The 26,459-nt window shown below is 65.5% G+C and carries 25 protein-coding genes; 14 read left to right on the plus strand and 11 right to left on the minus strand.

Features of this window, described 5'->3' with window-relative positions:
* The first annotated feature begins 8 nt into the window (after positions 1–8).
* The 8 genes from IE122_RS05145 (at position 9) to mazG (ending at position 7,029) form a co-directional block, all read left to right on the plus strand.
* Entirely contained in the window at positions 9–1,199 is a 1,191-nt protein-coding gene (locus IE122_RS05145; protein WP_229813775.1) for a D-alanyl-D-alanine carboxypeptidase family protein, read from the plus strand.
* On the plus strand, positions 1,196–1,840 hold the full coding sequence (tmk, locus tag IE122_RS05150; protein ID WP_189620030.1) for a dTMP kinase: 645 nt from the start codon (positions 1,196–1,198) through the stop codon (positions 1,838–1,840). Before IE122_RS05145 ends, tmk begins: the two co-directional genes overlap by 4 nt.
* A complete protein-coding gene (locus tag IE122_RS05155) occupies positions 1,837–2,811 on the plus strand; it encodes a DNA polymerase III delta subunit-related protein (protein WP_189620031.1) in 975 nt (324 codons plus the stop codon). The genes tmk and IE122_RS05155 overlap by 4 nt, the downstream gene beginning before the upstream one ends.
* Before the next feature lie 33 nt (positions 2,812–2,844).
* Positions 2,845–4,404: a methionine--tRNA ligase gene (metG, locus tag IE122_RS05160; protein WP_189620032.1), complete on the plus strand. Its 1,560-nt coding sequence runs from the start codon at positions 2,845–2,847 to the stop codon at positions 4,402–4,404.
* On the plus strand, positions 4,404–5,183 hold the full coding sequence (locus IE122_RS05165; protein ID WP_189620033.1) for a TatD family hydrolase: 780 nt from the start codon (positions 4,404–4,406) through the stop codon (positions 5,181–5,183). Before metG ends, IE122_RS05165 begins: the two co-directional genes overlap by 1 nt.
* Positions 5,180–5,974: an MBL fold metallo-hydrolase gene (locus IE122_RS05170; protein ID WP_189620034.1), complete on the plus strand. Its 795-nt coding sequence runs from the start codon at positions 5,180–5,182 to the stop codon at positions 5,972–5,974. The genes IE122_RS05165 and IE122_RS05170 overlap by 4 nt, the downstream gene beginning before the upstream one ends.
* On the plus strand, positions 5,971–6,153 hold the full coding sequence (locus IE122_RS05175) for a hypothetical protein (RefSeq protein WP_189620035.1): 183 nt from the start codon (positions 5,971–5,973) through the stop codon (positions 6,151–6,153). The genes IE122_RS05170 and IE122_RS05175 overlap by 4 nt, the downstream gene beginning before the upstream one ends.
* A 96-nt stretch (positions 6,154–6,249) precedes the next feature.
* Entirely contained in the window at positions 6,250–7,029 is a 780-nt protein-coding gene (gene mazG / locus IE122_RS05180; protein WP_189620036.1) for a nucleoside triphosphate pyrophosphohydrolase, read from the plus strand.
* Here mazG and hflX read toward each other — a convergent pair.
* The 7 genes from hflX to dusB all read right to left on the minus strand — a co-directional run bounded on the left by hflX (position 7,024) and on the right by dusB (position 16,539).
* Entirely contained in the window at positions 7,024–8,376 is a 1,353-nt protein-coding gene (gene hflX, locus IE122_RS05185) for a GTPase HflX (RefSeq protein WP_189620037.1), read from the minus strand. The two genes, mazG and hflX, sit on opposite strands and share 6 nt — an antisense overlap.
* A gap of 46 nt (positions 8,377–8,422) precedes the next feature.
* Positions 8,423–8,992 (minus strand): RNA chaperone Hfq, encoded by a 570-nt coding sequence (gene hfq, locus IE122_RS05190; RefSeq protein ID WP_189620038.1) that lies wholly within the window; start codon positions 8,990–8,992, stop codon positions 8,423–8,425.
* A 152-nt stretch (positions 8,993–9,144) separates the two neighbouring features.
* Positions 9,145–10,536, minus strand: coding sequence for a nitrogen assimilation response regulator NtrX (ntrX, locus tag IE122_RS05195; RefSeq protein ID WP_189620039.1), 1,392 nt, complete (start codon positions 10,534–10,536; stop codon positions 9,145–9,147).
* Between the two features lie 88 nt (positions 10,537–10,624).
* Positions 10,625–12,859 (minus strand): sensor histidine kinase, encoded by a 2,235-nt coding sequence (locus IE122_RS05200; RefSeq protein WP_229813777.1) that lies wholly within the window; start codon positions 12,857–12,859, stop codon positions 10,625–10,627.
* A 68-nt stretch (positions 12,860–12,927) separates the two neighbouring features.
* Positions 12,928–14,343, minus strand: coding sequence for a sigma-54-dependent transcriptional regulator (locus IE122_RS05205; protein ID WP_189620040.1), 1,416 nt, complete (start codon positions 14,341–14,343; stop codon positions 12,928–12,930).
* On the minus strand, positions 14,340–15,470 hold the full coding sequence (locus IE122_RS05210) for a two-component system sensor histidine kinase NtrB (protein WP_189620041.1): 1,131 nt from the start codon (positions 15,468–15,470) through the stop codon (positions 14,340–14,342). The genes IE122_RS05205 and IE122_RS05210 overlap by 4 nt, the downstream gene beginning before the upstream one ends.
* A gap of 10 nt (positions 15,471–15,480) precedes the next feature.
* On the minus strand, positions 15,481–16,539 hold the full coding sequence (gene dusB, locus IE122_RS05215) for a tRNA dihydrouridine synthase DusB (RefSeq protein ID WP_189620042.1): 1,059 nt from the start codon (positions 16,537–16,539) through the stop codon (positions 15,481–15,483).
* Positions 16,540–16,616: 77 nt separating this feature from the next.
* Here dusB and IE122_RS05220 point away from each other — a divergent pair, with 77 nt between their 5' ends.
* The 3 genes from IE122_RS05220 to IE122_RS05230 are packed head-to-tail and all read left to right on the plus strand — an operon-like array spanning position 16,617 to position 18,899.
* Positions 16,617–17,819 (plus strand): bifunctional 2-C-methyl-D-erythritol 4-phosphate cytidylyltransferase/2-C-methyl-D-erythritol 2,4-cyclodiphosphate synthase, encoded by a 1,203-nt coding sequence (locus tag IE122_RS05220; RefSeq protein WP_189620043.1) that lies wholly within the window; start codon positions 16,617–16,619, stop codon positions 17,817–17,819.
* Between the two features lie 17 nt (positions 17,820–17,836).
* On the plus strand, positions 17,837–18,382 hold the full coding sequence (locus IE122_RS05225) for a hypothetical protein (RefSeq protein WP_189620044.1): 546 nt from the start codon (positions 17,837–17,839) through the stop codon (positions 18,380–18,382).
* 1 nt (position 18,383) lies between these two features.
* Positions 18,384–18,899: a CinA family protein gene (locus tag IE122_RS05230; RefSeq protein ID WP_189620045.1), complete on the plus strand. Its 516-nt coding sequence runs from the start codon at positions 18,384–18,386 to the stop codon at positions 18,897–18,899.
* Between the two features lie 150 nt (positions 18,900–19,049).
* Here the strand turns inward: IE122_RS05230 and IE122_RS05235 are convergent, their stop codons facing one another.
* Both IE122_RS05235 and lipA read right to left on the minus strand, forming a co-directional pair.
* Positions 19,050–19,505, minus strand: a complete 456-nt coding sequence (locus tag IE122_RS05235; RefSeq protein ID WP_189620046.1) for a type II toxin-antitoxin system RatA family toxin — start codon at positions 19,503–19,505, stop codon at positions 19,050–19,052.
* A gap of 1 nt (position 19,506) precedes the next feature.
* Entirely contained in the window at positions 19,507–20,445 is a 939-nt protein-coding gene (gene lipA / locus IE122_RS05240; RefSeq protein WP_189620047.1) for a lipoyl synthase, read from the minus strand.
* 98 nt (positions 20,446–20,543) lie between these two features.
* Here lipA and IE122_RS05245 point away from each other — a divergent pair, with 98 nt between their 5' ends.
* Entirely contained in the window at positions 20,544–21,197 is a 654-nt protein-coding gene (locus tag IE122_RS05245; protein ID WP_189620048.1) for a carbonic anhydrase, read from the plus strand.
* A gap of 80 nt (positions 21,198–21,277) precedes the next feature.
* Here IE122_RS05245 and IE122_RS05250 read toward each other — a convergent pair whose 3' ends face one another.
* The gene (locus tag IE122_RS05250; protein WP_189620049.1) at positions 21,278–22,615 is read right to left on the minus strand and encodes a hypothetical protein; all 1,338 of its coding nucleotides are present in this window, start codon (positions 22,613–22,615) and stop codon (positions 21,278–21,280) included.
* Positions 22,616–23,008: 393 nt separating this feature from the next.
* On the opposite strand from IE122_RS05250, the gene gyrA reads away from it, so the two are divergent.
* Both gyrA and IE122_RS05260 read left to right on the plus strand, forming a co-directional pair.
* The gene (gyrA, locus tag IE122_RS05255; RefSeq protein WP_444544217.1) at positions 23,009–25,732 is read left to right on the plus strand and encodes a DNA gyrase subunit A; all 2,724 of its coding nucleotides are present in this window, start codon (positions 23,009–23,011) and stop codon (positions 25,730–25,732) included.
* Positions 25,729–26,091, plus strand: a complete 363-nt coding sequence (locus tag IE122_RS05260) for a DUF952 domain-containing protein (RefSeq protein WP_189620051.1) — start codon at positions 25,729–25,731, stop codon at positions 26,089–26,091. Before gyrA ends, IE122_RS05260 begins: the two co-directional genes overlap by 4 nt.
* On the opposite strand, the gene IE122_RS05265 is transcribed toward IE122_RS05260, so the two are convergent.
* The gene (locus IE122_RS05265) at positions 26,079–26,459 is read right to left on the minus strand and encodes a type II toxin-antitoxin system death-on-curing family toxin (protein ID WP_189620052.1); all 381 of its coding nucleotides are present in this window, start codon (positions 26,457–26,459) and stop codon (positions 26,079–26,081) included. The two genes, IE122_RS05260 and IE122_RS05265, sit on opposite strands and share 13 nt — an antisense overlap.

Here is a 26,459-nt window from a genome sequence, read left to right on the forward strand (position 1 = left end):
AACCGACCTTGAAATTCCTGCCCAAGCGGGCCGGTATGCTGGCCCTGATGGTGGCCGGCCTGCTGGTCCAGCCCCCCGGAGGCGGCGCGGTGATGGCCGCCGGGCCCAGCATCGCGCCCGCGCCGCCTCCCGAGGTAGCCGCCATCCCGGTTTCCATGCTGGTCGATCTCAATTCGGGCCAGATCCTGACCGAGCGGCGGCCGGACGTGCCGTTCCTCCCCGCGTCGGTCACCAAGGTCATGACCGCCTATGTCGCGTTCGAGGAGATCGCGGCGGGGCGGCTGCACTTTGACCAGCGGTTTCCGGTGCCCGAAGATGCCTCGAAGGAATGGTGGGCCAAGGGCACTTCGATGTACCTGACACCGCAGGACAGGCCGACCCTGGCCGAACTGCTGCACGGGATCATGACCAATTCGGCCAACGATGCCTGCATCGTGCTGGCGCGCGGGGCGGCGGGCAGCGTCGATAACTGGACCGCAAAGATGAATGCAGCCGCCCGGCGGCTGGGCATGTCGCGCAGCCACTATCATACGCCGAACGGCTGGATGGACGATGGCCTGACCTATGTGACGGCGCGCGATCTGGTGCGGTTGTCCGACGCGATGACGATGAACTACCCGCGCTTCTACCGCGCGTTTTCGGGCCGCAAGCACTATTTCTGGCGCGATGTGGCGATGCGCAGCCACGATCCGACGGTGGGCGTGGTGCCCGGTGCCGACGGCATCAAGACCGGCTATACCCGCGAAGCCGGGTACAACTTCCTCGGCTCTGCCGAACGCAACGGGCGGCGGCTGGTGATGGTGCTGGCGGGAACGCCCACTTTCCGCGAACGCGATGCCGCCGCGCGCGCGCTGCTGGAATGGGGCTTTTCCGCCTGGTCGGCGCGCCCGCTGTTCGACAAGGGGGCGACCATCGCCACGGCGCGGGTGCAGGGCGGGGCCGCCTATGCCGTGCCGATGGTGGCCGATCGCGACGTGATCGCCACGCTTCCCGCCGGCACTTCGCCGCAGATAGGGCTGACGGTGCGCTACAAGGGGCCGGTCAAGGCGCCGATTGCCAAAGGCCAGCGGATCGGGACGCTCGAAATCCGCGTCGGCAACCTGCCGCCGGGCCACGTGCCGTTGCGGGCGGGGCGTGATGTCGCGGTGGCCGGGCCGGTGGACAGGCTGCGCAATGGGTTTATGAACCTGCTGCAATGACACCGGGGAAATTCATCGCGTTCGAAGGCGGGGAAGGGGGCGGCAAATCGACCCAGGCCCGCCTGCTCGTCGCCGCGCTTCGCGCGGGCGGGCATGACGTGGTGGCGACCCGCGAACCGGGCGGGACGCCGGGAGCCGAAACGATCCGCGCGCTGCTGCTGGGCGCTGCGGGCGATAGCGATCAGCCCTGGGGCCTGCGCGCCGAGGCGCTGCTGTTTGCCGCGGCCCGCGCCGATCACGTTGAAAAGCTGATCCGTCCGGCACTGGCGCGCGGGGCTTGGGTGGTGTGCGATCGCTATATCGATTCGAGCCGTGCCTATCAGGGCGGCGGCGGCGGGCTGGACGATGGCGACATCCTGACGCTTCACCGCATCGGCAGCGATGGCCTGCTACCCGATCTGACCGTTCTCATCGAAGTCTCGCCCGAAGTCGCCGCCGCCCGGCTGGCCGCGCGTGACACCGGGGGGACAGACCGCATCGGCGGCCGTGATACCGCTTACCACGCCCGTGTCGGCGCGGCGTTCGCAGCTATGGCCGAGGCCGAGCCGGAGCGGTTCGCGCGGATAAACGGCGACGGCTCGCCCGAGGCGACGCACCGGGCGGTGATGGCGGCCGTGGCCGGCCTGCTGGGCCCGGCGTGAAGGTGGGCCGCCCGTTCATCGGCCAGGAACAGGCCTGGCAGGAGTGGCTCGCCGCGCTCGGTTCCGATCGGATGCATCATGCCTGGCTGCTGGCGGGGGCCAAGGGGCTGGGCAAGCGCGCGTTCGCCTGCGCCGCCGCCGGCGAACTGGTGCGCGAACCGGGTGGCCGACTGCCCGATGCGGTGGCGCACCCCGATATCCACATCCTCGAGCATCTGCCCGCGAACGATGACGAGGCGAAGAAGAAGGCCGAGGGCAAGCCGTTCCAGACCAAGCGCAACATCACCATCGAACAGGTGCGCACGATGCAGCACCGGCTGGTGACCCGGCCGACGCTGGGCGATCGCCGGGCGATCATCATCGATCCGGCCGACGACATGGAGAAAAGCGCGGTCAACGCCCTGCTCAAGAGCCTGGAGGAGCCGCCGGTCGGCACCTATTTCCTGCTGATCGCCCATCAGCCCGGCCGGCTTTTGCCGACCATCCGCTCGCGCTGCCGGGTGCTGCGCTTCCAGTCGCTGGCTCCGGACGAACTCGATGCCGTCGTGCGCCGCGACATGCCGCAGGCCGACGCTGCCGAGCGTGCCGCCGCGATCACCGCGAGCCGGGGCTCGCCGGGCGTCGCGCTCAGCTTCATCGCGCAGGATCTGAGCGAAATTCACGAGCTGATGCTGGCAATCCTGCATCAGGGCGACGGCGATTTCCGGCTGCGCGGCAGGCTGGCGGCGGAAATGGGCGCGCGCCCGTCGCGCGAGCGGCAGCTCGCCGCGCTGGAACTCGCGCGCACGGTGCTCTCGGCCGAACTGGTTACTGCGGGCCGGGCCGGCCAGGTGAAGATCATCGCCGCGCACAGCACGCTGACCCGGCTTTCGGCGCAGGCTCCGGTCTACAATTTCGATGCCGGGCTTTTGATAATGGAAATTGGCGGCTTGCTGGCATCGGCCGCGATGCCTAGAGAGACGGCTCGCTAGACCACTCCCGAGCCAGGAAAGCCGCCAGACGCCATGGGCGAGCCTTATTACATCACCACCGCCATCAGCTATCCCAACGGCAAGCCGCACATCGGCCATGCTTACGAAGCGATCGCGGCAGACGTCATCGCCCGCCACCGCAAGGCCGAGGGGTTCGACGTGCGGTTCCAGACCGGAACCGACGAACATGGCCTGAAGATGGCGCAGAAGGCACGTGACATGGGCGTGACCCCAGCCGCACTCGCTGCCGAAATGTCGCAGCATTTCATCGATATGTGCGATGGTCTTGATGTCAATTACGACGTGTTCATGCGCACCACCGAACCGCGCCACCACGCCGCGACGCAGGAATTGTGGCGGCGGATGGAAGCGAACGGCGATCTCTATCTCGATCGCTACGAAGGTTGGTATTCGGTTCGCGACGAAGCCTATTACGACGAGACCGAGCTTGTCGAAGGGGAAGGGGGCGTCAAGCTTTCGCCGCAGGGCACCCCGGTCGAGTGGACGGTCGAGGAATCGTGGTTTTTCCGGCTGTCGCGCTATCAGGACAAGCTGCTCGAACTCTACGCCGCCGGTGAATTCATCCGCCCGGAAAGCCGCCGCAACGAAATCCAGCGGTTCGTTGAGGGCGGCCTGCGCGATCTTTCGGTGTCGCGCACCAGTTTCGACTGGGGCGTCAAAGTGCCGGGCAGCGAAAACCACGTCATGTACGTCTGGGTTGACGCACTCACGAATTATCTCACTGGCCTTGGTTTCCCTGACGGAACAGGAGATTACGCGCGATACTGGCCAGCCGATCTCCATCTGATCGGCAAGGATATCGTGCGCTTTCACACCGTCTATTGGCCGGCATTCCTGATGAGCGCTGGCCTGCCGGTACCCAGGCAGGTGTTCGGCCACGGTTTCCTGCTCAATCGCGGCCAGAAGGAGTCCAAATCGGTCGGCAATGTCACTGACCCGATCGCCTTGGCCGAAACTTTCGGCGTCGATACCGTGCGCTACTTCTTCCTGCGCGAAGTGGCATTTGGGCAGGACGGTTCGTGGTCGCCCGAAGCGATCGTCACGCGCGCGAATGCCGAGCTGGCGAACAGCTTCGGCAATCTGGCGCAGCGCACACTTTCCATGATTTTCAAAAACATGGGTGGCGAACTCAAGTCGGGACTGGAAGAGACAACGGCGGATGCGCTGCTCGCAGGGGCGGTAGCCGAAGGCATCGCTGGCCTGCGCGCGGCGTTCACCGATCTCGATTTCAGCAACGGTCTCGAAAGCTGGATGAAAGCAGTGTTCGCCTGCAACCAGTATGTCGACGAACAGGCCCCGTGGACCCTGCGCAAGACCGATCCGGCGCGGATGGAAGCGGTGCTGACCGTGCTGTTCCGGTCTGTGCGGCAACTGGCGCTGGCGGTGCGGCCGGTGGTGCCGACGGCGATCGACAAGCTGCTCGACCAGATGGGCCAACCCGCCGCCGCCCGCGATTATGCGGCGCTGGAAACGGCGAGCTGGTTTGACGATCTGATCACATCCGGGTTCCGCGTGGCGCAGCCGGTCGGCGTGTTTCCGCGTCTGGAACTGCCCGAGGCGGTCGACGGCTGATGCTGATCGACAGCCACTGCCACCTGCAATACAAGGGCCTGATAGAGGACCAGCAGGGCGTGCTCGATCGCGCGCGGGCGGCCGGAATCAGCGGTTTCCTCAACATCTCGACGCGGCAGAGCGAATGGCAGGCGGTGGTTGCCACTGCAGAACGCGAGCCGGACGTCTGGGCTTCGATCGGCATCCATCCGCACGAGGCGGACCAGCACGCCGATCTGGGCGAGGGGGCGCTGCTCGAAGCCGCAGCCCATCCCAAGGTCATCGGCATCGGTGAAACCGGGCTCGATTACTATTACGACAAGTCCGACCGCGAGGTGCAGCAGGCCCTGTTCCGCACCCACATCCGGGTGGCCCGGCAGACCGGCTTGCCGATCATCATCCATACCCGCGACGCCGAAGACGATACGCTGCGCATCCTGGACGAGGAAATGCAGCAGGGCGCGTTCCCGGCACTGATCCACTGCTTCACCGCCAGCGCAGAGTTCGGCCGGCGAGTGCTGGAACTGGGCCTCACCATCTCGCTTTCGGGCATTGTCACGTTCAAGAACGCCCGCGATCTGCAGGATTTCGCGCGCGAGGTACCGGGGGACCGGCTGCTGGTGGAAACGGATTCGCCATTCCTTGCCCCGGTGCCGCATCGCGGGCGTACCTGCGAGCCGGCCTACACGGCCGATACCGCGCGGTTCGTGGCAAACCTGCGGGGTGAAAGTGCGGACGATCTCGCAGCGCGCACCAGCGCCAATTTCTTTTCGCTGTTCGCCAAGGCCGTGCGGCCATGAAGCTGACGATCCTGGGTTCGGGCACCAGTACCGGGGTGCCGCGCCTGGGGGGCGAATTCGGCGCGGAATGGGGCCTGTGCGACCCGGACGAGCCGCGTAACCGGCGTACCCGCGTATCGATCCTGTTGCAGAACGAGGCGGGCGGCACGGTCCTCGTGGATACGCCGACTGACTTGCGCCAGCAGTTGCTGGCCTGCGACGTTCATCGCATCGACGCGGTGTTCTGGACTCACGACCACGCAGATCATTGCCACGGCATCGACGATCTGCGGCCGCTGCGCTACGGCCGCGCCGGACCGATCCAGGGCTATGCCGCGTCGGAAACTGTGCGCCGCCTGCGGCAGCGGTTCGGCTATGTCTTCGCTGGCCAGCACGGCTATCCGACGCTGGTGACGCTCGACAACCTCGAAACGGTGCGGATCTGCGAAGGGTTCGGCGTCGGCCATGTGCAGATGCCGCACGGCCCCGCGCAATCGACCGGGTTTACCTTCGATTATAATGGAAAAACCGTCGGTTACGCGACAGACTTCAGTGAAATCACAGGCGGCATGGTCAACCTGTTTTACGGCTGTGACGTCCTGGTCGTCGATTGCCTGCGCCGCGAGCCGCATCCGACCCATGCGCATCTGGCCATGGCGCTGGAACTGGTCTCAGTGACCCGGTGCAAGCGGGCGGTGCTGACCCATCTCGACAAGAGCATGGATTATGCCACGCTGTCCGCCGAAGTGCCGGAGCACGTCAGCGTGGCCTATGATGGCATGGTGGTGGACCTTGAGGAGTTGGCACGATGAGCCAGACGGCCATACTGGTTTCGATTGTCTCGATCCTGGGCTGCCTGTTGCTGGCGACACGCGGCCTCGCGGCCCGGAACATCAACTTTTCGCGCACCGCAACGATGGCGCTGATCTGGCTGGCGATCATCGTCGGGGGGACGTTGTTTGCTACTTGGGCGGGGCTTCACATCGGCTGAACCGCGCCCTTCGGTTGCTTCCTATTTTACATAATATATATTATCAATCCAACAGTCCGGTTGTCGCCGCCGATGCCGCCAGTTAAGCGTTCGCCCATGACTGACGCCCCTGTTCCTCAGATCGATCGCCTTATCGGCATCATGGCGCGGCTGCGCGATCCGCAGCGCGGTTGCGAATGGGACCGCGTGCAGACTTTCGCCACCATCGCTCCCTACACGATTGAGGAAGCCTACGAAGTGGCGGACGCCATTGCCCGTGCCGACCTGCCGGCGCTGCGTGACGAGCTGGGCGATCTGTTGCTCCAGGTGGTCTTCCATGCGCGCATCGCCGAGGAAGCCGGCGATTTCGCTTTCGCCGATGTTGCCCGGTCGATTGCCGACAAGCTGGAAGCCCGCCACCCGCATCTGTTTGGCGAAGACACGACCCCGCGAAGCCAGACGGAACGCTGGGAAACGCTCAAGGCCGAAGAACGCGCGACCAAGGGCGAACACAGCGCGGTCGATGGCATCGCTCTGGCCCTGCCGGCGCTGATGCGCGCGGAAAAGCTGCAGAAGCGCGCGGCGCGGGTCGGCTTCGACTGGCCGGACCCGAGCGGCGCAGCGGACAAGATCACCGAGGAAATGGCCGAACTCGACAGCGCCGCGCCACCGGATCGTCTGGAAGAAGCCGGTGACCTGCTGTTTGCGGCGGTCAATTTCGTGCGCCTGCACGGGATATCCGCCGAAGAAGCGCTGCGCGCCGCCAATGCCAAGTTCGAACGCCGGTTCCGCGCGATGGAACAACTCGCAGGCGATAATGGCAGGGACTTCGGCGCGCTGTCGCTGGATGAACAGGAAGGCTACTGGCAGGCAGTCAAACGCGGCGAGCGCTCATAAAGCCCCGTACCGGCCCAGTTCGCGGGGGGACAGCCTGACCGTCAGCCGCAGTTGGGGGCCATCGGCGCCCTCTCCCGCATCGTCTTCGGACAATACTTCGCCGCGCGCATGAAGGAACGCCAGACGCTGTCCGTCGGCCGCCGGCAGCACGAAGCTGTAGACGGCGCTGTCGCGGGTCAGCATTTCGCCCAGTGTGGCCAGCAGATCGTCGCACCCGTCACCGGTGATCGCCGAAACCGGAACGATCGTCTCGTCCGGCCGATGGGCGATCGCCTCGCGGAGGTGTTCGGCATGGGCCAGGCCCAGAAGATCCCACTTGTTCCACACCTCGACGATCGGGATCGCTTCCGAAGGATCTTCCGGCGCAACGTCTTCGGTGGCATCGGGCAGCACCCCGAGGTCGGCCAGCACGTCGAGCACCTGGCGCTTCTGGGCATCGGTATCGGGATTGGCGATATCGCGGACGTGGACGATGACGTCAGCCGCCGTCACTTCCTCGAGCGTCGCCCGGAAGGCGGCGACCAGTTGCGTCGGCAGGTCTGAAATGAAACCCACGGTGTCTGACAGGATCGCCTTTTCGACGCCGGGAAGCCGGATCGCGCGCATCGTCGGGTCCAGCGTGGCGAACAGCAGGTCCTGCGCGAACACCCCCGCCCCGGTCAGGCGGTTGAACAGCGTGGACTTGCCGGCGTTGGTATAGCCGACCAGCGCGACGATCGGCCAAGGTGCCTTTTCGCGACGGTCGCGATGGAGGCCGCGCGTGCGGCGGACCTGTTCGAGTTCGCGGCGGATGCGGGCCATGCGGTCGCGGATCATCCGGCGGTCCGCCTCGATCTGCGTTTCGCCCGGCCCGCCCAGAAAGCCGAAGCCGCCGCGTTGCCGTTCAAGGTGGGTCCAGCTTCGGACCAGTCGGCCCGCCTGATAATCGAGATGCGCCAGCTCGACCTGCAGCCGCCCTTCGGCCGTCGCCGCGCGTTCGCCGAAGATTTCAAGGATCAGCCCGGTGCGGTCGATCACCTTGCGCTTGAGCTTCTCCTCAAGATTGCGCTGCTGGATGGCCGTCAGCGAACCATCGACGACGACCAGTTCCGCCTCGCCCATGGTGCAGGCCACGGCGATATTCTCGATCTGGCCTTCGCCGAACAGGGTGCCCGCGCGCGGTTCGCGCACCGGCACGACCAGCGCATCGGCCACGACAAGGCCGATCGCCAGTGCAAGGCCGCGCGCTTCTTCGACCCGCGCTGCGGGATCGAGGCCATGACCGCGCGCGTCACGGCTGCGCATTTGCGGATAGACGACGAGGGCCCGCGCACCGCGCGCGACCTCGCCTTTTACATCATCGTTCAAAGCCTGTCGGCACTCCGCTCCGGCCGGCCGCTATGCTGCGGCCGGTTCAATCTTCCTCGACTTCGTGCGACTGCAGGTCAACCGGGGTCACCGGCTGGATCGTGGATACGGCGTGCTTGTACGCCAACTGGACGTATCCTTCGCGTTCCAGCAGCATGCAGAACAGGTCATAGGCGGCAACCCGGCCCTGGAGCATGACACCGTTTATGAGGAACATCGTCACCTGGACGGCGGCGTTGCGGATGCTGCTGAGGAACACGTCCTGAAGCATGCGGCCCTTTTTGGCCGAATCGGCGCTGCCGCCGAACTGGCGCGCATCGACGGGCATCGACGGCATGATCGTCGAGATCGCGTGCTTGTAGACGAGTTGCGACTGACCATCGCGGCGCAGGAGAATCGAGAAGTTGTCAAACCAGGTGACAATCCCCTGCAGCTTGACGCCCTTGACCAGGAACATGGTGACCGGGGTCTTGTTCTTGCGCAGGAGGTTCAGGAACTGATCCTGAAGGTTCTGCCCCTTCCCCGTCGGCGCAGGTGCGGCCACGGGCTCTGCTGCCGAAACTTCTTCCGGTGCCGGAGCGGGTTTGGGTCGCGCGGACAGCGTACGACCAGCCATATCGATATTCTCCTGTTTTTGGCGACCCTTGCGGGCCGCATTCTGGCTCGGCGTTCATCCGAACCGTTCTCGAATCGAAACCTAGCTATTTGCTGCAGTGCAGTAAACGCGAAAAATGTCTCGGGATTGTGACAGGTGGGCCGGGTGGACCATCAGTCCGCTTCGTCCACCTCGTCGTCCCGCCGTTCGACCATGCCCAGCAGCTTGAGTTTGCGGTGCAGGGCCGAGCGTTCCATGCCGATGAACGAGGCCGTCTTCGAGATGTTCCCCGAAAACCGCCTGATCTGGATACGCAGGTATTCGCGTTCGAAGCTCTCACGCGCTTCGCGCAAAGGGGCGCTCATCAGCACGCTGACGCCGGCATCGCCATCGCCCCGGCTGTTGAAGATCTCGGGCGGGAGCATTGCCGCCTCGATCAGGTGCAGCTTCTCGCGCGGGGCCATGATGACGGTGCGTTCGATCACGTTACGCAACTGGCGCACGTTGCCGGGCCATTCATAGGCCTGCAGCGCGGTCATCGCTTCGGCGCTCACTTGCGGCGGTGGCACCCCTTGCTCGTTGGCGTATCGGGCAAAGAAATGCTCGACCAGCGCCGGCACATCCTCCCGCCGCTCGCGCAGCGGCGGGATGGCGATAGGCACGACGTTGAGCCGATAGAACAGGTCTTCGCGAAAGCGCCGCTCGGCGATCTCCTTTTCCAGATCGCGCGAGGTGGAGGACACCACCCGCACATCGACGCGGATCTGGCGCGAGCCCCCTACCCGAACAAATGCCTGGTCGGTCAGCACCCGCAGGATGCGCGCCTGGGTCGACAGCGGCATGTCGGCCACTTCGTCGAAGTAGAGCGTGCCGCCATCGGCCATTTCCAGCAGCCCCGGCCGAACCAGCGCGCCGTTCTCCTCTTCCCCGAACAGTTCCTGTTCGAAGCGTTCGGGCGTGATCCGGGCCGAATTGACGCTGACGAAGGCGCTCTGCGCGCGCGGGCTCCAGGTGTGGAGCAGCCGGGCGGCCACTTCCTTGCCGGACCCGGCCGGGCCGGAAATCAGCAGCCGACTGCCGGTGTTGGCGATCCGCTTGAGCGTGGCGCGCACCTGGTTGATCGCGCCGCTGGAGCCGGTGAAAGCATCCATCGACGGGAAGTTCTGCTTGAGCTGTGCGTTCTCGCGCCGCAGCCGTTCGGTCTCGGTGGCGCGGGCGACGAGGTGGAGCAGCTTTTCGGTCTCGAACGGCTTCTCGATGAAATCCATCGCCCCCCGGCCGATCGCGGCGACGGCGGTATCGATATTGCCGTGGCCGGAAAAGATGATCACCGGAAGTTCCGGTTCGCGCGCCTTGATCGCGTCCAGCACTTCAAGCCCGTCCATCGGGCTGCCATGAAGCCATACATCGAGAAGGACCAGCGACGGCCGCCGCGCATCGACAGCCGCGATCGCGCTTTGGCTGTCGCCGGCGGTGCGGCATTCGTAGCCTTCGTCGCTGAGCACGCCGGCCACGAGTTCGCGAATGTCACGTTCATCATCGACGATGAGGATTTCGAGAGCCATCTGGTTGTCTTTCAACGAAAATTTTTAAATGCGACGGTCAGTCGCGCAAGGGGTGCGGCGGGCATCGGACTGGAGCAAGCACGGCAGATCATTCCGCCGCCTCGGCTTTGCGGCCACCGGCAAGCGGATCGGCCGCGAACCGCATCGTCACGCAGGTGCCGCCACCGACGGCGGGCGAGAAGGCCATTTCCCCGCCGTGTTCCTCGATGATCTTGTTGACGATCGCAAGGCCAAGGCCGGTGCCCTTCTCGCGCGTGGTCACGTAGGGCTCGATGATCCGCTCGCGATCCTGCTGGAGGCCGATGCCGTTGTCAGTCACGCGCACGAAGACGCAAGGGTTGCCCCGCTCCTCGCCGCCCTCGACCGAAACGGTGATCCGGCCGGTATAGCCCTCGTCCGCCTGCGCCGCCTTGGATTCGATGGCCTCCACCGCGTTCTTGAGGACGTTGGTCATCGCCTGTCCGAACTGGTGGCGATCGCAATCGATGCTGCCGAGGTCCGGATCGCCGGTGAAGGCGAAAGCGATGTCCGGGCGCGCCACCTCCTGCAGGAACAGCGCCTGCCGGGTCAGCGCCACCGGGTCTTCAGCGCGGAACACCGGCTTGGGCAGCCTCGCGAACGAGGAGAATTCGTCCACCATCTTGCGCAGATCGCCCACCTGCCGGATGATCGTGCGGGTCAGGTCCTCGAACAGCTCAGGATCCTGCGTGATCTGCTTGCGATAGCGCCGGCTCAGCCGCTCGGTAGCGAGCTGGATCGGGGTCAGCGGGTTCTTGATCTCGTGCGCGATGCGCCGCGCCACATCGGACCATGCGGCAGTGCGCTGGTCCACCAGTTGCCGGGTGATATCCTCGAACGTGATGACGTGCCCGGTAGCGTCACGGCTCGTCTTGACCGCCAGCGTCAGCAGTTCGCTGCCGCGATTGTACTGGACGATGCCGCCATCGCGGCCCTGCTGGACCAGATCGGCAATCTGGGGAGCAAGATCGGCAAAAGCCCGGTCCTCCACCGCATCCGCCTCGCTGTCGTTCAGCAGCTTGTGCGCGGTGCTGTTCATCAGCAGGATGCGCCCCTCGGCATCGAGCGAGACGATCCCGGCGGTAACTGATTCCAGCACCGCCTCGATGAACACGCGGCGTTCGTGCAACTGCCGGTTCGCCCCCAGCAGCGCCTGTGTCTGCTTTTCGATCTGCGCCGTCATCCGGTTGAAGGCGCGGTTGAGCTGGCCGATCTCGTCCGTCCCGGTGCGGCCACCGATGCGCAGCGAGAAATTGCCGCTGCCCACCTTGCGGGCGGCATCGACCAGTTCGTAAAGCGGCTGCACCTGTCGATCGGCAAAGCGCAGCGCGAACCACACCGCCAGCCCGACCAGCGCCAGCGAGGCCACGAACAGCGCGACGTTGAAGCGCAGTTGCAGCACCCGCGCCCGGCTCGTCAGCACCTCATAGGCTTCGACGATGTTGCGCACGCGCTGCCCCTGGCTCAGCGCCAGCAGATCGGAACTGCGTGAATTGTAGAGATAGACCCCGGCGGTGCGATCGATCGGGATAACGGCGTCGATGCGGTTGGCGTTAGCGGTCACCACCATCCGCTCACCGGTGTCGAGGCGGTGCAGGGTATCGGCGGTGATGTGGCCGACATCGCTGTCGCCCTCGGGATCGACGACCGCCAGCGTGGTCAGCTTGCCGTCAGGGGAGCGCTGGAACACGGCCGAATTGGTGAGTTTGCGACGCACCACCTGTTCGGCATAGAACGCGCGGACATCGAGGCTGGTGATCGGCTCCTGGCTGAGGACGGTGTTGAAATCCTGCGCCATCGATATCGATTCGTAACCGACATCGCGCTGGGCCTGCTCGTAGTAACCGCGCGCCAGCTTGTTGGCGTTTTCCAGCAAGCCGCGCGAACTGTCGGAAAACCAGAACTCGACGCCCGACTGGAACAGCCAGGACGCGAAGATCACCACCAGCAGCGTCGGCACCGCCGAAATGAGCGAGAAGATGAACACCATGCGGACGTGCAACTGGCCGCTGCCGCCCATGTGCTCGGCCGCCCGGCGCAGCGCCAGCCAGCGACCGAACAGCACCAGGATCGACATTGCCGGGACCAGCGTCCCCACCAGCAGCGTGGCGGTGAGGTTGGAGGACAGCAGTTCGTGCTGCTCGCCGCCGCGCGCCAGCGCCACCCAGGTGGTGACCGTCATCGTCACGAAGGCGATGACGGAAACGATCGCCAGGAGGCCGAAGAAGTTCGCCCGGCGAGCGCGGACCTGCAGCCGCCGCCACCAGCGCGGCCAGCTTTGCCGCCGGGGAAAACCGAGAGTCATAGTGGCGTGGTTACAACACCGGTGTGGCCAAACTGCAAGGGCTAATCGCGCATCAGGGACGCTGGATATCAGGGGCGCCGGATAAAGGCATCCGGATCAAGGGCCAGATCGCTCAGCCGCTTGCGCAGGGTATTGCGGTTAATGCCAAGGTTCTGCGCCGCGCGAAGCTGGTTGCCACCGGTTTCCCGCAGCACCATCGTGAACAGCGGCCGTTCCAGCGCGGCCAGCGCGGCGTCATAGATCGTGCCGTTGGCCGGGCGGGCCATGTCGAGCCAGCGCGCGACTGCGGCATCGATGCTCGTATCGACAGGCCCCTCGCCCGCCCCTTGCGGCTGCTCGTTGCGCAGCAGCGGTAGGATGTTGTCGGCATCGACCAGATCCTCGCGCGCCAGCAGCGCCAGGCGATAGACGAAGTTCTTCAGCTCGCGCACGTTGCCGCGCCACGGCTGGCGGCTGAGCAGATCGGCACCATCGGGGGTGAGCTGCCGGCGCGGCAGCCCCTCGTTCGCGGCCAGTTGCAGGAAATGGCGGGTCAGCACCTCGATGTCTTCCTTGCGATCGCGCAAGGGCGGCATCTCGATCGGCACGACGTTGAGCCGGTAATAGAGGTCTTCGCGGAACCGTCCGGCAGCGATTTCGGGTTCGAGCGCCTTGTTGGTGGCGGCGATGATCCGCACATCAAGCCGCACTTCCTCGCGCCCGCCGACCCGGCGCACGGTGCCCGATTGCAGCGCGCGCAGCAGGCGGGTCTGCGCCTGCGCCGGCATGTCGCCGATTTCATCAAGGAACAGCGTCCCGCCCGCCGCCTGTTCGAACTTGCCGATGTGGCGGGCGACCGCGCCCGTAAACGCGCCCTTTTCATGCCCGAACAGTTCGCTTTCGATCAGCTCGGCGGGGATCGCGGCGGTGTTGACGGCGATGAACGGGCCGTCCTTGCGCTGGCCCAGTCCGTGGATTGCCTCGGCAACGAGTTCCTTGCCGGTGCCCGATTCCCCGGTGATGAGGACGGTCAGATCGTTGCGCAGCACCCGCGTGATCATGCGGAAAACCTGCTGCATCGCCGCGCTGCCGCCGACCAGCGGCAGGCCGGGTGCCACCTGTTCGCCATCGACATCGGCGAGGCTGCCCGATCCACCCACTGCCTGGCGCACGGTACGGGCCAGCTCGTCGATATCGAACGGCTTGGGGAAGTATTCGAACGCCCCGGTGCTGGTCGCACGCACCGCCGTGTCCAGCGTGTTCTGGGCGCTGAGGATCACGATCGGCATGTCCGGGTCCTGCCCGCGGGCGGCTTCCAGCGTCTCGATGCCATCGCCGTCAGGCAGCATGACATCGGTTACCATTGCCTGGAACCGGCGCTCCGCCAGCAGCCTGTCGCGCTGGGCGATGGTGTCGCAGTGGACGACCGAGAACCCTTCCGCTTCAAGCGCGGCGGTGATGACGATGGCGATCGAGATGTCGTCTTCGACCAGCAGCACGCTCACGAGAAAATCCTCCGCTTGAGACTGCGCATCCGGGTTTCCTTGGCCAGCGGCAGGTGCGCGCGGAAATGGGTCAGGCCGGTCTCGTCGTCGCGCTCGTGGCTGATGCGTCCGTTCATGTCGCGCACCAGCTTGCGCACCAGCGGCAACCCCAGCCCCTGCCCCGATTTCTTCGAGGTCACAAACGGTTCGAAGATATGGTCGCGCAGCGACGGATCGACGCCGGGCCCGTTGTCGGTGACCCTCAGTTCGATCGGCAGGCGCACCGGCTGTCCGCTGTCCGCCGCGTGAAGCTGCAGGCCGCTGGCGAAGCGGGTGCGCAAGGTCACCCGCGCGCCTTCGACGCCGTGGCACGCCTCCAGCGCGTTGGACAGGAGGTTGATGATGACCTGGACCAGCCCGTCAGGACTGCCCAGCACCAGCGGCAGCGACGGGTCGAATTCCTCGACGATGCGCACCGCTGCGCCGCCCTCACCCCGCCCGGCGGTGATGACGTCGATGGCGCGGCGTGCCGCCTCGTGCAGATTGCACGGCTCGACCGGCGGCGCGGTGCGTCCGCTCAGCTTCTGCATCTGTTCGATCAGGGTGGCGATGCGATCCACCTCGGCGGTGATCAGATCGGCGAGAGCGCGGTCCTTGTCGTCCAGCTTGCGGGCGAGCAATTGCGCCGCGCCGCGTATCCCGGCCAGCGGGTTCTTGATCTCGTGGGCCATGATCTCGGGCCCGCGCAGCACGGTGGCGCTGTCCGCCGCCCCGGAATCGTCGCCCAGCGCCTCGGTGGCGCTATTGTCGTGGATCGTCAGCAACTGCCAGCCCGGCGCATCGCCCACCGGGGCCATGTTGACGTCAATCCGCCGCATCCCCCGGCCCTTGAGGTTGACGACGATCTGGCGCGCGGAAACCGGTGTCTCGTAATCGTTGAAGCGATCGATCACGCGCGGGTCGATGAAAGTGAGATGGTCGTCGAGCCGGCTGCCGGTCAGCCGCCGCAGCGACTGGCGGAAGAACTGTTCGGCGGCCGGGTTGACCGATGCGATCTGCCGCTGCTCGTTCAGCAGGACCACCGCGTGAGGCAGGCTGGCCAGCAGGCGCGACGGTTCGGGAAGGCCGTTTCGGGCCGACGTGCTCATACGGGCCGTATCATGCGGCGCGGCTGACCGGCCAACCGGAATCGTCGGCAGGCGCATCGGCATAAGGCGCGTAGAACGCATCGAGGGTGGCCAGCACCTCGGCTGGATCGCTCATGAAGTTCACCCGGTTGCGCAGTTCGGCCGAGCCATGGATGCCCTTGATATACCAGCCAAGGTGCTTGCGGGCCATCATGACACCGGTTTCGCGACCGTAATGGCTCAGCATCGCCTCGTAATGTTCGCGGATCACGCGGTACTGTTCGCCGATGGTCGGCGCGTCGATCAGTTCGCCGGTGCGCCACCAGTGCATGACCTGCGCCAGCGCCCAGGGCTTACCATAGGACCCGCGCCCGATCATCACCCCGTCCGCGCCGGACTGCACCAGCGCGGCGGCGGCATCGGCCGGGGTGCAGATATCGCCGTTGACCAGAACCGGGATCGTCACTGCCTGCTTCACCGCCTGGACGAACTCCCAGTCGGCATCGCCCTTGTACATCTGGTTGCGGGTGCGGCCGTGGACCGTCACCATCTTCGCGCCCAGATCCTCGGCGATGCGGGCGAGCTCGGGGGCGTTGAGGCTATCGTGGCACCAGCCCATCCGCATCTTGACCGTTACCGGCACGTTGACGGCCTTGACCGTCGCCTCGATCAGCCGCGTCGCCAGCGGCAGGTCGCGCATCAAGGCCGATCCGGCATCGCCGTTCACCACCTTGCGCACCGGGCAGCCCATGTTGATATCGATGATCGCCGCGCCGCGATCCTCCACCAGCTTCGCCGCTTCGCCCATCTGCTCCGGATCGCAGCCGACAAGCTGCATCGACACCGGATCTTCGGCCGGGTCCCACATCGCCTTCTGGATCGAGACCCGCGTCTCGCGGATCGCCGCCGGGCTGGCGATCATTTCGGTGACGTTGAGGCCGGAGCCGAAACGGCGCACCAGGCGGCGGAACGGCAGGTCGCTGACCCCGGTCATCGGTGCCAGAACCACCGGGCAATCGATCGTCACCGGACCGATCCGGATCGGCTTGAGCGGCGGCGGGGGGGCGGATGGCTGGGCGGGCTGGGTCATTCTGCAACTGCTGCCTAAAAAACAGGCAGCGCATAGTGGATTGCTCTCGATCGGGCAAGCGATTACCGGCAAAGCCGATGTCGGCGACCCACACCACTCCCGAACCGGACAGCCAGAGCGATACGCCATCGGGGGAAGTCCACCGCGTGGCGGCGATCGTCGTCGCCGCCGGGCAAGGACTGCGCGCGGGGCAGCCGCTGCCCAAGCAGTTTGCGCCGTGGCGGGGCAAGCCGGTGGTGCGCCATTCGGTGGAAGCGCTGCTGGCAGCAGGCGCACGCCCCGTTCTGGTCGTCATTCCCAAGGATGCCGGCCCGATCGCCCGCGAAGCCTTGCGCGGACTGCCCGATGTCATGCTGACAGCGGGCGGGACAACGCGGCAGGAATCGGTACGGCTGGGGCTTGAAGTGCTGGTGGCCCGCGCGCCTGATCTGGTGCTGATCCACGATGCCGCCCGCCCCGTCGTGCCCCCCGGTGTCATCGCCCGGCTGCTCGCCGCGCTGGAGCGGGGCAAGGCGGCTATCCCGGTGCTGCCGGTGGTGGACAGCCTGGCCCATTTCGAGCGCGGCTCGCACGGCGCGATGATGGGCGCTGCGGCGAAGCGTGAACAGTTGCGCCGGGTGCAGACACCGCAGGCGTTTCGCTTCGCCGATATCCTTGACGCCCATCGCGGATGGGAAACCAGTGCCAGCGCCGGCGACGATGCCCAGGTGGCGCAAGCCTGGGGTATGGAAATCGCGCTTGTCGAAGGAGACGAAGCCTTGCACAAGCTGACTTATGCCTCCGATTTTGGCTCTGAAGCGCCGCTGGTTCGGGTCGGCACAGGGTACGATGTCCACCGGTTGTCCGAGGGGGACGAGCTGTGGTTATGCGGTGTCAGGATCGACCACAGCCACGGGCTTGCAGGGCACAGCGACGCCGATGTGGCGATCCATGCGCTGGTCGATGCACTGCTCGGTGCGATCGGCGCAGGGGATATCGGCCAGCATTTTCCGCCGTCGGACCCGCAGTGGAAAGGGGCGGCCTCGCACCAGTTCCTTGCCCATGCCGCCGCGCTTGTGGCGCAGGCCGGCTATCGGCTCGGCAATGCCGATCTGACGATCATCTGCGAAGCGCCCAAGATCGGCCCGCATCGCGAGGCAATGCGCAGCCGCCTGGCGGCGATCCTGGGCGTTGACACCGCGCTGGTCAGCGTGAAGGCTACGACCACGGAAAAGCTCGGCTTCACCGGCCGCTCGGAAGGCATCGCCGCACAGGCTGCGGTCAGCCTGATGCGGGCCTGAAGCGAAAGGATACACGCATGACTTCCTCGTACCGTCTGCTCGCCCTGCGCGGCGCGGCGCTGCTCGCCATCGCGCCCGGAATGGCGCAGGCCGCGACGCCGGTATGCCTGACCCGCACCGAAGCAACCGGCCTCGTCGCCTATTCGCTGCCGCAAGTGATCCGGGGTTCCGGTAAGCGGTGTCAGACCACCCTGCCCGCCGGGTCATTCCTGCCCGCCAATGCCGGCAGCATGGCGCAGCGCTATGAAACGCAGAAGGCCGGCTATTGGCCGCAGGCCAAGCAGGCGTTCCTCAAGGTCGGCAGCGCGCGCGATCCGGGGATGGCGCAGGTGTTCCGCCAGATGCCCGACGATTCGCTGCAGAAGCTGCTCGACGTTGCAGTGGAAGGGATCGTGGTCCAGGCGATCCCGCTGACATCGTGCAGCACCATCGATACCGCCGCGAGCCTGCTGGCACCGCTGCCGCCCGAAAATCTCGCCGGGGTCATCGCGCTGGCCATGGAAGTCGGCAAGAAGGCCGAACCCGCCAAGGGCGCGGCCGGCATCACCATCTGCAAGGACTGACATGGCGCTGACAACCTGCTTCCCGCCCGAACTGATCGCCCTTGCCACGCGCGTGGTCGAGGAGAACCGCGCGATCGGACGCACCCTGGCGGTGGCGGAAAGCTGCACCGGAGGGCTCGTCTCCGCCGCGATCACCGAAGTTCCGGGATCATCGGCAGTGCTCGATCGCGGCTTCGTGACCTATTCGAACGAGGCGAAGCAGGAACTGCTGGGAGTGCAGGAAGACATCATCGATGCCTTCGGCGCAGTCTCCCCGGCCACTGCCTGGGCGATGGCGCAAGGAGCGATCCGGCACAGCCGGGCGGACGTGGCCGTGGCGGTCAGCGGCGTGGCCGGGCCCGACGGCGGCTCCGAACTGAAGCCGGTGGGCACCGTGGTATTCGGTTATGCCGCGCGAGGTGACGAGGAAGTGAACGCCGAGCAGCGCCACATCCCCGGCGCGAACCGCAGCGAAATCCGCCTGCACGCGGCGCTGGTGGCGCTGGAAATGCTGCTGCCACCGGCGACGGAGGCCTGACTGCAGTTTCCCAAGGTTACTGGTAAATGCTGTCAGAGCCAAGCACGTGAAGGCTGGATTGCTCGGAACCTGTGGTGCTGATCAAACGAACGAGCCTTTGCGTCACCTTTTGTTACCGCAGTAACTCAAGGTAACTCTTCGCGGGTTACCTCAGGTAACCGCCGCTCTCTTGCTCGGACCGTAAAGCTGCTCGGCGCGGGTTTCGAAGGCGGATACCATCTTGCGGAACGCCTTGTCGAAATACTGCCCGGCGAGCTTTTCGAACAGCGCATTGCGGAACGAGAAACGCACGTCGAATTCCACGTCGCAGCTCTGCGCATCGACCGGGTGGAAGCGCCATACGTTGTCCAGATCGCGCATCGGGCCATCGACATAGTGGACGCGGATTTCCTCGGCGCGGCGTTTCTCGACGCGCGAGGTGAACTTCTCGCGCAGCGCCTTGAAGCCGACCAGCATGTCGGCGATCATCTCGTGCCCGTCGTCCGATCGCACCCGGGTGGCGACGACCCAGGGCAGGAATTCCTGATAGCGGCCGACGTCCGCCACCAGATCGAACATCTGCTCGGCGCTGTAGGGTAACCGGTAAACCTCGTGAATTCCGGGCATGTCAGACGCGCGTCCTGCCCAGCTTCGCCTCGCGCGCGGCGCGCATCTGGGCGAAGTCCTCTCCGGCGTGATAGCTTGACCGGGTCAGCGGCGATGCGGCCACTTGCAGGAAGCCCTTGGCGCGGGCGATCGCGCCATAGGCGTTGAAGGCCTGCGGGGTGACGAATTCCTTCACTTCCGCGTGCTTGGGCGTTGGCCGCAGGTACTGGCCCATGGTCAGGAAATCGATATCGGCGCAGCGCATGTCGTCCATCACCTGATGGACCTCCAGCCGCTCCTCACCCAGCCCCAGCATCACGCCGGACTTGGTGAAGATGGTGGGATCGTGGCGCTTCACCTCCTCCAGCAACCGCAGCGAGGCATAGTAGCGCGCGCCGGGCCGGATGGTGGGGTAGAGCCGCGGCACGGTTTCGAGGTTGTGATTATAGACGTCCGGCCGCGCCGCCACGATCGCCTCGATCGCCGGGCGCATCTTGCCCCGGAAATCGGGGGTCAGGATTTCGATCGTCGTGCTCGGCGTGGTCCGGCGCAGTTCCTCGATCACCTTGACGAACTGGCTTGCGCCGCCATCGGGCAGATCATCACGATCGACCGAGGTGATGACGATGTGTTCAAGCCCCAGCTTGGCCGCCGCTTCCGCGGTATGCGCCGGTTCCAGCGGATCGACGCGGCCGGGCATCCCGGTCTTGACGTTGCAGAAAGCGCAGGCCCGGGTGCAGGTATCGCCCAGGATCATCACAGTGGCGTGCTTCTTGGTCCAGCATTCGCCGATATTGGGGCAGGCCGCTTCCTCGCAAACCGTGTTGAGGTTGAGATCGCGCATCAACTGCCGCGTCTGCCCATATCCCGCGCTGGTGGGTGCCTTGACGCGAATCCAGTCCGGCTTTCGCTGACGGGGCGGGGAACCTTCTGGTGCGGGCGGGGAGGAAAGATCGTTCATGGGTGCCAGATAATCGCATCACCGCTCGCTTGCCAGTGCGAATATCCCGGCTATGGGAAGTCCAAAGTTGCAAACGGCACAGTGAGGACCCCCTGACCATGACTGAGCAATCCAGTTCCACGCTCGCCCATCTGCTCGACGGTTACCGCCGCTTCCGTGACACCGGGTGGACGCCGCATCGCGAACGCTGGGCAACCTTGGGCGAGGGGCAGCAGCCCGAAGTGATGATCATCGCCTGCTCCGACAGCCGCGTGGACCCGACGCAGATCTTCGACGTCAGCCCGGGCGAGATCTTCGTGGTGCGCAACGTGGCCGCGCTGGTGCCGCCGTTCGAGACGACGCCGGGCCATCACGGCGTCTCGGCGGCGCTGGAATTTGCGGTTCAGGTGCTCAAGGTCAAGGAAATCGTGGTCATGGGCCACGGCATGTGCGGTGGCTGCAAGGCGGCGCTGACGCAGGAGCTGCGCGGCAACGAGCCCGGTGAAGGCGGCTTCATCGCCGACTGGATCGCCCTGCTTGACGAAGCGCGCGAGCCGGTAGCGGCGGAATTCGGCACCGAAGGTCGCTCGGCCGAACGCCAGATGGAACAGGCGGCGGTCCAAGTCAGCCTTGATAACCTGATGACGTTCCCCTGCATCCGCCGCAAGGTGGGCAAGGGCGAGCTCAAGCTGCGCGGGGCATTCTTCGCGATCTCGGACGGGGTTCTGCACCTGATGGATGAGGAAACCGGGCAGTTCGGTCCGATTTCCTGATCCGGCTTTTCCCGGCCGGGCACGAAAAAGGGGCGACGGCACCGAGCCGTCGCCCCCTTTTTCTTTACCTGAGCGCCCGATCAGGCCGGTGCGCTGCCCTTGGTGGCGGCATAGGCCGACCACAGCTTGGCGACGGCGGCAAGCGGGCCGCTGACCTTGGCGAGGTTCGCCTGTGCATCGGCGGTCTTGCCCTGCATCGCCTGCGCCATGCCAAGCCGCAGCGCGACCTTGTTGGCATCAACGCCGGGCATGCCGATCGCCTTGGCATAGAGCGTTTCGGCGCGGGCATACTCGTCATAGCTCAGCAGCACGTCGGCGGTGCTGGTGACTGAAGCCACCGAGGCACCCGGCTTGTTGGCGGCCGTTTCCGAACTCGCGATCGAAGCCTTGTCGGCCGCAATGCGCGACGTTGCGTTCGCCTTGTCGGGAACGTCGGCGGCGGACAGCTTGCCCTTGGCCAAGCCGTCATTCATGATTTTGACGGCTTCACCCGGATAGCCACGCGGATCGGCGTTTTCCAGATACTCGATATAGTCGCGGCGATCCTTCATCGATCCCGTGGCGAACATCAGCCGCATGATATCGACGTTCTGCTGCTTGGGCAGCGAGGCAAGCTGGCGGACAATCGAGATCGCCACGTTCCAGCTATCCGCCGAAGGATAGCTCTGCGCGAGCATCGCGCCATATTCAGCCGAATCCTGCAGGCTCTTGGCGTCATAGGCCGCCTGCAGCGCCGAACGGATCGAGGTTTCGGCCGGCTTCGTGCCGGTCGCCTTGGCGTTGGCGATTTCGGTCTTCACCATGTCGAGCGCGGCCGTGGTGTTGCCCGAGCGCTTGTAGCTGTCGGCAAGCAGCGCCGGGAGCAGGCCCTGCTGGTCCTTGTAGCCGGCATCGTTCGCAATCTTGAACCACTTCGCCGAATCGGCATAGTCGCCACTCTGGTACGAAGTCACGCCGGCGAGGAACACCACCTGGCCCGAGGTTTCGGGCTGAAGCGCGCCGCTCTCGTACATCATCACGAGCCCATCGTGCTGCATCTTGAGATCGTTCATCATGACGCCGACGCTGCGGGTCATCTCGCCCTGCTTGACCTTGTCCATGCCGGTGGTCGCGACCGCGCCCGATGCGCTGAGCTTGGCAAGGATGCCGCCGAGCGCCGCATCGACTTCCGCCTTGGCCGCAGCCTTGGCAGCATCGGTGGTGGCGGCATGCGCCTTGTCGGCCGCCGCCTTGACGGCAGGGTCTTCCTTCTTTTCGGTTAGCAGCTTGTCGATGGGTGCTGCAGCCGCTTGGAACGGCTTGGAGAATGAACCGCCCTTGGCTGCATAAGCCGTGGTCGGCGCGACAACTGCCGCTGCCATGCCGCCGCCCATGGCGATGGCGAGCGCGATACGGGAAATCAGGAACTTGCGAGCCATCAAGGCCAACTCCTCTCAAGACATGCGCCCGCATCCCCTGTTAGGGTGGCGCAAATTCAGCAACGGTGCCGGTAGTGGCGTCGATTGGGCCGCTTGGCAACCTTGCGAGCCAATTATCCCGCCACCACTGAACGCTGATTGAATGCATTTCGTCGCACTCGTTCAGGTTAGCCCTCCTGTGCGCGGCGGAGGACGGGATATTGTGTGGAAAAGGGTACGCTTGCGGCCGATCGCATGACGGTTCCGGTGGCTATTTCCGGCTCCCTGCCCTAGGGCGAACCATCCGCCAGACCATCGCAACTGAGAACGACCAAGCGCGTGAGCGAAGACACCGAAATTCTGGAACATTCCGGCCCCGAGGGTGAGTACACCCGCGTCGATATCGTCGATGAGATGAAGACCAGCTACCTCGACTACGCGATGAGCGTGATCGTGAGCCGGGCCTTGCCCGATGTGCGCGACGGTCTGAAGCCGGTCCATCGCCGCATCCTGTTCGCCAGCCAGGAGGGCGGCTTTGTCGCCGGGCGGCCCTATCGCAAGTCGGCCAAGATCGTCGGCGACGTCATGGGCAACTACCACCCGCATGGCGATGCCGCGATCTATGATGCGCTGGCCCGCCTGACCCAGCCGTGGTCCATGCGTCTGCCGCTGATCGATGGTCAGGGCAACTTCGGGTCGATGGATCCCGATCCGCCGGCATCGATGCGCTATACCGAAGCGCGCCTCGCCCGTGTCGCCAATTCGCTGCTGGACGATCTCGACAAGGATACCGTCGATTTCGCCGACAACTACGACGGTTCGCGCCGCGAGCCGACCGTGCTGCCGGCCCGGTTCCCCAACCTGCTGGTGAACGGCGCGGGCGGCATCGCCGTCGGCATGGCCACCAACATCCCGCCACACAACCTGGGCGAGGTGATCGACGGCTGCTTTGCGATGATGGACAATCCGGGGATCACCTCGGAAGAACTGTTCCAGATCATCCCCGGCCCCGATTTCCCCACCGCGCCGCTGATCCTGGGCCAGGGCGGCGCGCGCAACGCCTATCTTACCGGGCGCGGCTCGATCATCATGCGCTGCCGCCACAAGGTGGAGGAAGGCCGCGGCGATCGCCGCTCGATCGTGCTGACCAGCATCCCCTACCAGGTCGGCAAGACCAACCTGGTCGAGAAGATCGCCGAGGCCGCGAAGGACAAGCGGATCGAGGGTATCTCCGATATCCGCGACGAATCGAACCGCGAAGGCGTGCGCGTGGTCATCGACCTCAAGCGCGATGCGACCCCCGAAGTCGTGCTCAACCAGCTCTGGCGCAACACCCCGGCGCAATCGAACTTCCCCGCCAACATGCTGGCGATCCGCGCCGGCCGGCCCGAAGTGCTGGCGCTGCGCGATTTCATCCAGAGCTTCATCCAGTTCCGCGAACAGGTCATCACCCGGCGCACCAAGTTCGAACTGAACAAGGCGCGTGACCGGGCACATATCTTGCTCGGTCTCGTCGTCGCGGTGTCGAACCTCGACGAAGTGGTGGCGATGATCCGCCGCGCGCCCAATCCGGCCGCTGCCCGCGCCAGCCTGGTCGCCAAGGAATGGCCGATCGGCGATATCGCCGCCTATATCCGGCTGATCGAGTCGATCGAGCCGACCGCCGAGCAGGACGGTGGCACCTATCGCCTGTCGGAAACGCAGGTTAAGGCGATCCTGGACCTTCGTCTCCACCGCCTGACCGCGCTGGGCCGTGACGAGATCGGCGACGAGCTCAAGCAGTTGTCGCTGGCGATCGAGGAATACCTCTCGATCCTCGCCGATCGCGTGAAGCTTTATGGCGTCATGCGCGACGAATTGCAGACGGTGCGCGATCTCTACGCCACGCCGCGCGTCTCCGAGATCACCGGCGCAGCCGACGGGATCGAGGACGAGGACCTGATCGAGCGTGAGGACATGGTGGTGACCGTCACCATGGACGGCTATATCAAGCGCACCCCGCTCTCCACCTTCCGGGCCCAGGCACGCGGCGGCAAGGGCCGCGCCGGGATGGCGACCAAGGACGAGGACGCGGTGACGACAATGTTCGTCACCTCCACCCACAATCCGGTGCTATTCTTCTCCACCGCCGGCAAGGTCTATCGCCTCAAGGTCTGGCGTCTGCCCGAAGGCGGGCCCGCCACCCGCGGCCGGCCGATCGTCAACCTGCTGCCGGCGCTGGACAAGGATGAGACGATCCAGACCGTGCTGCCGCTGCCCGAAGACGAGGCCGAATGGGGCAACCTCTCGGTCGTGTTCGCCACGGCCAAGGGCAACGTGCGCCGCAATTCGATGGACAGTTTCGCCAACGTGCCCAGCAACGGCAAGTTCGCGATGCGCTTCGAGGAAGACAGCGAGGATCGTCTGATCGGCGTGGCGCTGCTGACCGCCTCCGACGACGTGCTGCTGGCCAGCCGCCAGGGTAAGGCGATCCGCTTTGCCGGCGACGATGTGCGCGAGTTCACCAGCCGCACGTCCACCGGTGTCAGGGGCATGTTGCTCAAGGGCGACGACGAGGTCATCTCGCTCTCGATCCTCCACCGCGTCGGCACCAGCGCCGATGAGCGCGAGGAGTACCTGCGCTTTGCCCCGTGGAAGGGCGAAAAGGACGGCGAGGCGGCGCTGGACGGCGCGCGCTACGCCGAACTGGCGGAGCGCGAGCAGTTCATCCTGACGGTCTGCGCCAACGGTTACGGCAAGATGTCGTCGGCCTATGAATACCGGCGCACCGGGCGCGGTGGCCAAGGCATCACCAATATCGACAATATCGCCCGCAACGGCCCGGTCGTCGCCAGCTTCCCGGCAACGCAGGCGCAGCAGCTCATGCTCGTTACCGATCAGGCCAAGCTGATCCGCCTGCCGCTGGAAACGCTGCGGGTCATCGGCCGGGGTTCGGCCGGTGTCCGCCTGTTCAACGTCGCCGCCGATGAGCACGTGGTCAGCGCGGTCCGGCTGGACGAAGAGCCCGAGCCCGAAAACCCGGCCGAGGAACTGGTCGATCAGGAACGCGCGGCGCTGAACGCCGTGAGCGAGACCGAAATCCCCAACCCGGCAACGCGCGACGACAATCTCGACGAGCCGGACGGCGAGGAACCGTGAGCGACAGTCCGGCCGCGCCGGGTGAAGCGATCGCCTACAAGATCCTGACGCTCACCCAATTGGCGAAGTGGCGGGCCGACGGCGAATTCGCGGGCGCGCCGGTCGATCTGGCGGACGGCTTCATCCACTTGTCCGCCGCCGATCAGGTGCAGGGCACGCTGGACAAGCATTTCGCCGGGCAGGACGATCTCCTGCTGGTCGCGGTGGATCTCGAAGCGCTGGGCGATGCGGTAAAGTGGGAAGTATCGCGCGGCGGTGCGCTCTTCCCGCACGTCTATGGTGCGCTACCCTTGTCTTGCATCGTGACGGTTGCGCCGATTGAGGCGGGCGCTGAAACCGCTGTCAATCAGGTGAGATGATCGCGAAACCAGGCCGCTACGTCCTGCTCGGTCAGAAGCCCTGCCGCCAGATCCAGCGTCATAACGACAAGTGCCGCTTCGCTGATATCAAAGGCGACGTTGTTCAAAACCAGAAACAGCAGAGCCGCTAGCGCTGCGGTTCGCTTGTTACCGTCGATGAACGGGTGGTTTTTGGCAATCCCGTATGCGTAGGCGGCCGCCAGATCACACGCATCGGGGTCTCCATATCCGCACGGATTGCGCGGCCGCGCCAGAGCGCTTTGCAGCAAACCCTGATCACGTATCCCCGGCGGCCCACCATGCTCCGTCAATTGCTCGGTATGCATGGCGAGCACAACGTCCTCGCGAAGCCAGACCCAATCGTCCAT

The sequence above is a fragment of the Novosphingobium colocasiae genome (assembly GCF_014652555.1).
GTDB classification, from domain to species: domain Bacteria; phylum Pseudomonadota; class Alphaproteobacteria; order Sphingomonadales; family Sphingomonadaceae; genus Novosphingobium; species Novosphingobium colocasiae.

Bases quoted from the DNA above. Each gene is read 5' to 3' on its own strand.
- tmk (WP_189620030.1), top strand. From the start codon at position 1,196: ATGACACCGGGGAAATTCATCGCGTTCGAAGGCGGGGAAGGGGGCGGC.
- metG (WP_189620032.1), top strand. From the start codon at position 2,845: ATGGGCGAGCCTTATTACATCACCACCGCCATCAGCTATCCCAACGGC.
- IE122_RS05165 (WP_189620033.1), top strand. From the start codon at position 4,404: ATGCTGATCGACAGCCACTGCCACCTGCAATACAAGGGCCTGATAGAG.
- IE122_RS05170 (WP_189620034.1), top strand. From the start codon at position 5,180: ATGAAGCTGACGATCCTGGGTTCGGGCACCAGTACCGGGGTGCCGCGC.
- IE122_RS05175 (WP_189620035.1), top strand. From the start codon at position 5,971: ATGAGCCAGACGGCCATACTGGTTTCGATTGTCTCGATCCTGGGCTGC.
- mazG (WP_189620036.1), top strand. From the start codon at position 6,250: ATGACTGACGCCCCTGTTCCTCAGATCGATCGCCTTATCGGCATCATG.
- hfq (WP_189620038.1), bottom strand. From the start codon at position 8,992: ATGGCTGGTCGTACGCTGTCCGCGCGACCCAAACCCGCTCCGGCACCG.
- ntrX (WP_189620039.1), bottom strand. From the start codon at position 10,536: ATGGCTCTCGAAATCCTCATCGTCGATGATGAACGTGACATTCGCGAA.
- IE122_RS05200 (WP_229813777.1), bottom strand. From the start codon at position 12,859: ATGACTCTCGGTTTTCCCCGGCGGCAAAGCTGGCCGCGCTGGTGGCGG.
- IE122_RS05210 (WP_189620041.1), bottom strand. From the start codon at position 15,470: ATGAGCACGTCGGCCCGAAACGGCCTTCCCGAACCGTCGCGCCTGCTG.
- dusB (WP_189620042.1), bottom strand. From the start codon at position 16,539: ATGACCCAGCCCGCCCAGCCATCCGCCCCCCCGCCGCCGCTCAAGCCG.
- IE122_RS05220 (WP_189620043.1), top strand. From the start codon at position 16,617: ATGTCGGCGACCCACACCACTCCCGAACCGGACAGCCAGAGCGATACG.
- IE122_RS05225 (WP_189620044.1), top strand. From the start codon at position 17,837: ATGACTTCCTCGTACCGTCTGCTCGCCCTGCGCGGCGCGGCGCTGCTC.
- IE122_RS05230 (WP_189620045.1), top strand. From the start codon at position 18,384: ATGGCGCTGACAACCTGCTTCCCGCCCGAACTGATCGCCCTTGCCACG.
- IE122_RS05235 (WP_189620046.1), bottom strand. From the start codon at position 19,505: ATGCCCGGAATTCACGAGGTTTACCGGTTACCCTACAGCGCCGAGCAG.
- lipA (WP_189620047.1), bottom strand. From the start codon at position 20,445: ATGAACGATCTTTCCTCCCCGCCCGCACCAGAAGGTTCCCCGCCCCGT.
- IE122_RS05245 (WP_189620048.1), top strand. From the start codon at position 20,544: ATGACTGAGCAATCCAGTTCCACGCTCGCCCATCTGCTCGACGGTTAC.
- IE122_RS05250 (WP_189620049.1), bottom strand. From the start codon at position 22,615: ATGGCTCGCAAGTTCCTGATTTCCCGTATCGCGCTCGCCATCGCCATG.
- gyrA (WP_444544217.1), top strand. From the start codon at position 23,009: ATGAAGACCAGCTACCTCGACTACGCGATGAGCGTGATCGTGAGCCGG.
- IE122_RS05265 (WP_189620052.1), bottom strand. From the start codon at position 26,459: ATGGACGATTGGGTCTGGCTTCGCGAGGACGTTGTGCTCGCCATGCAT.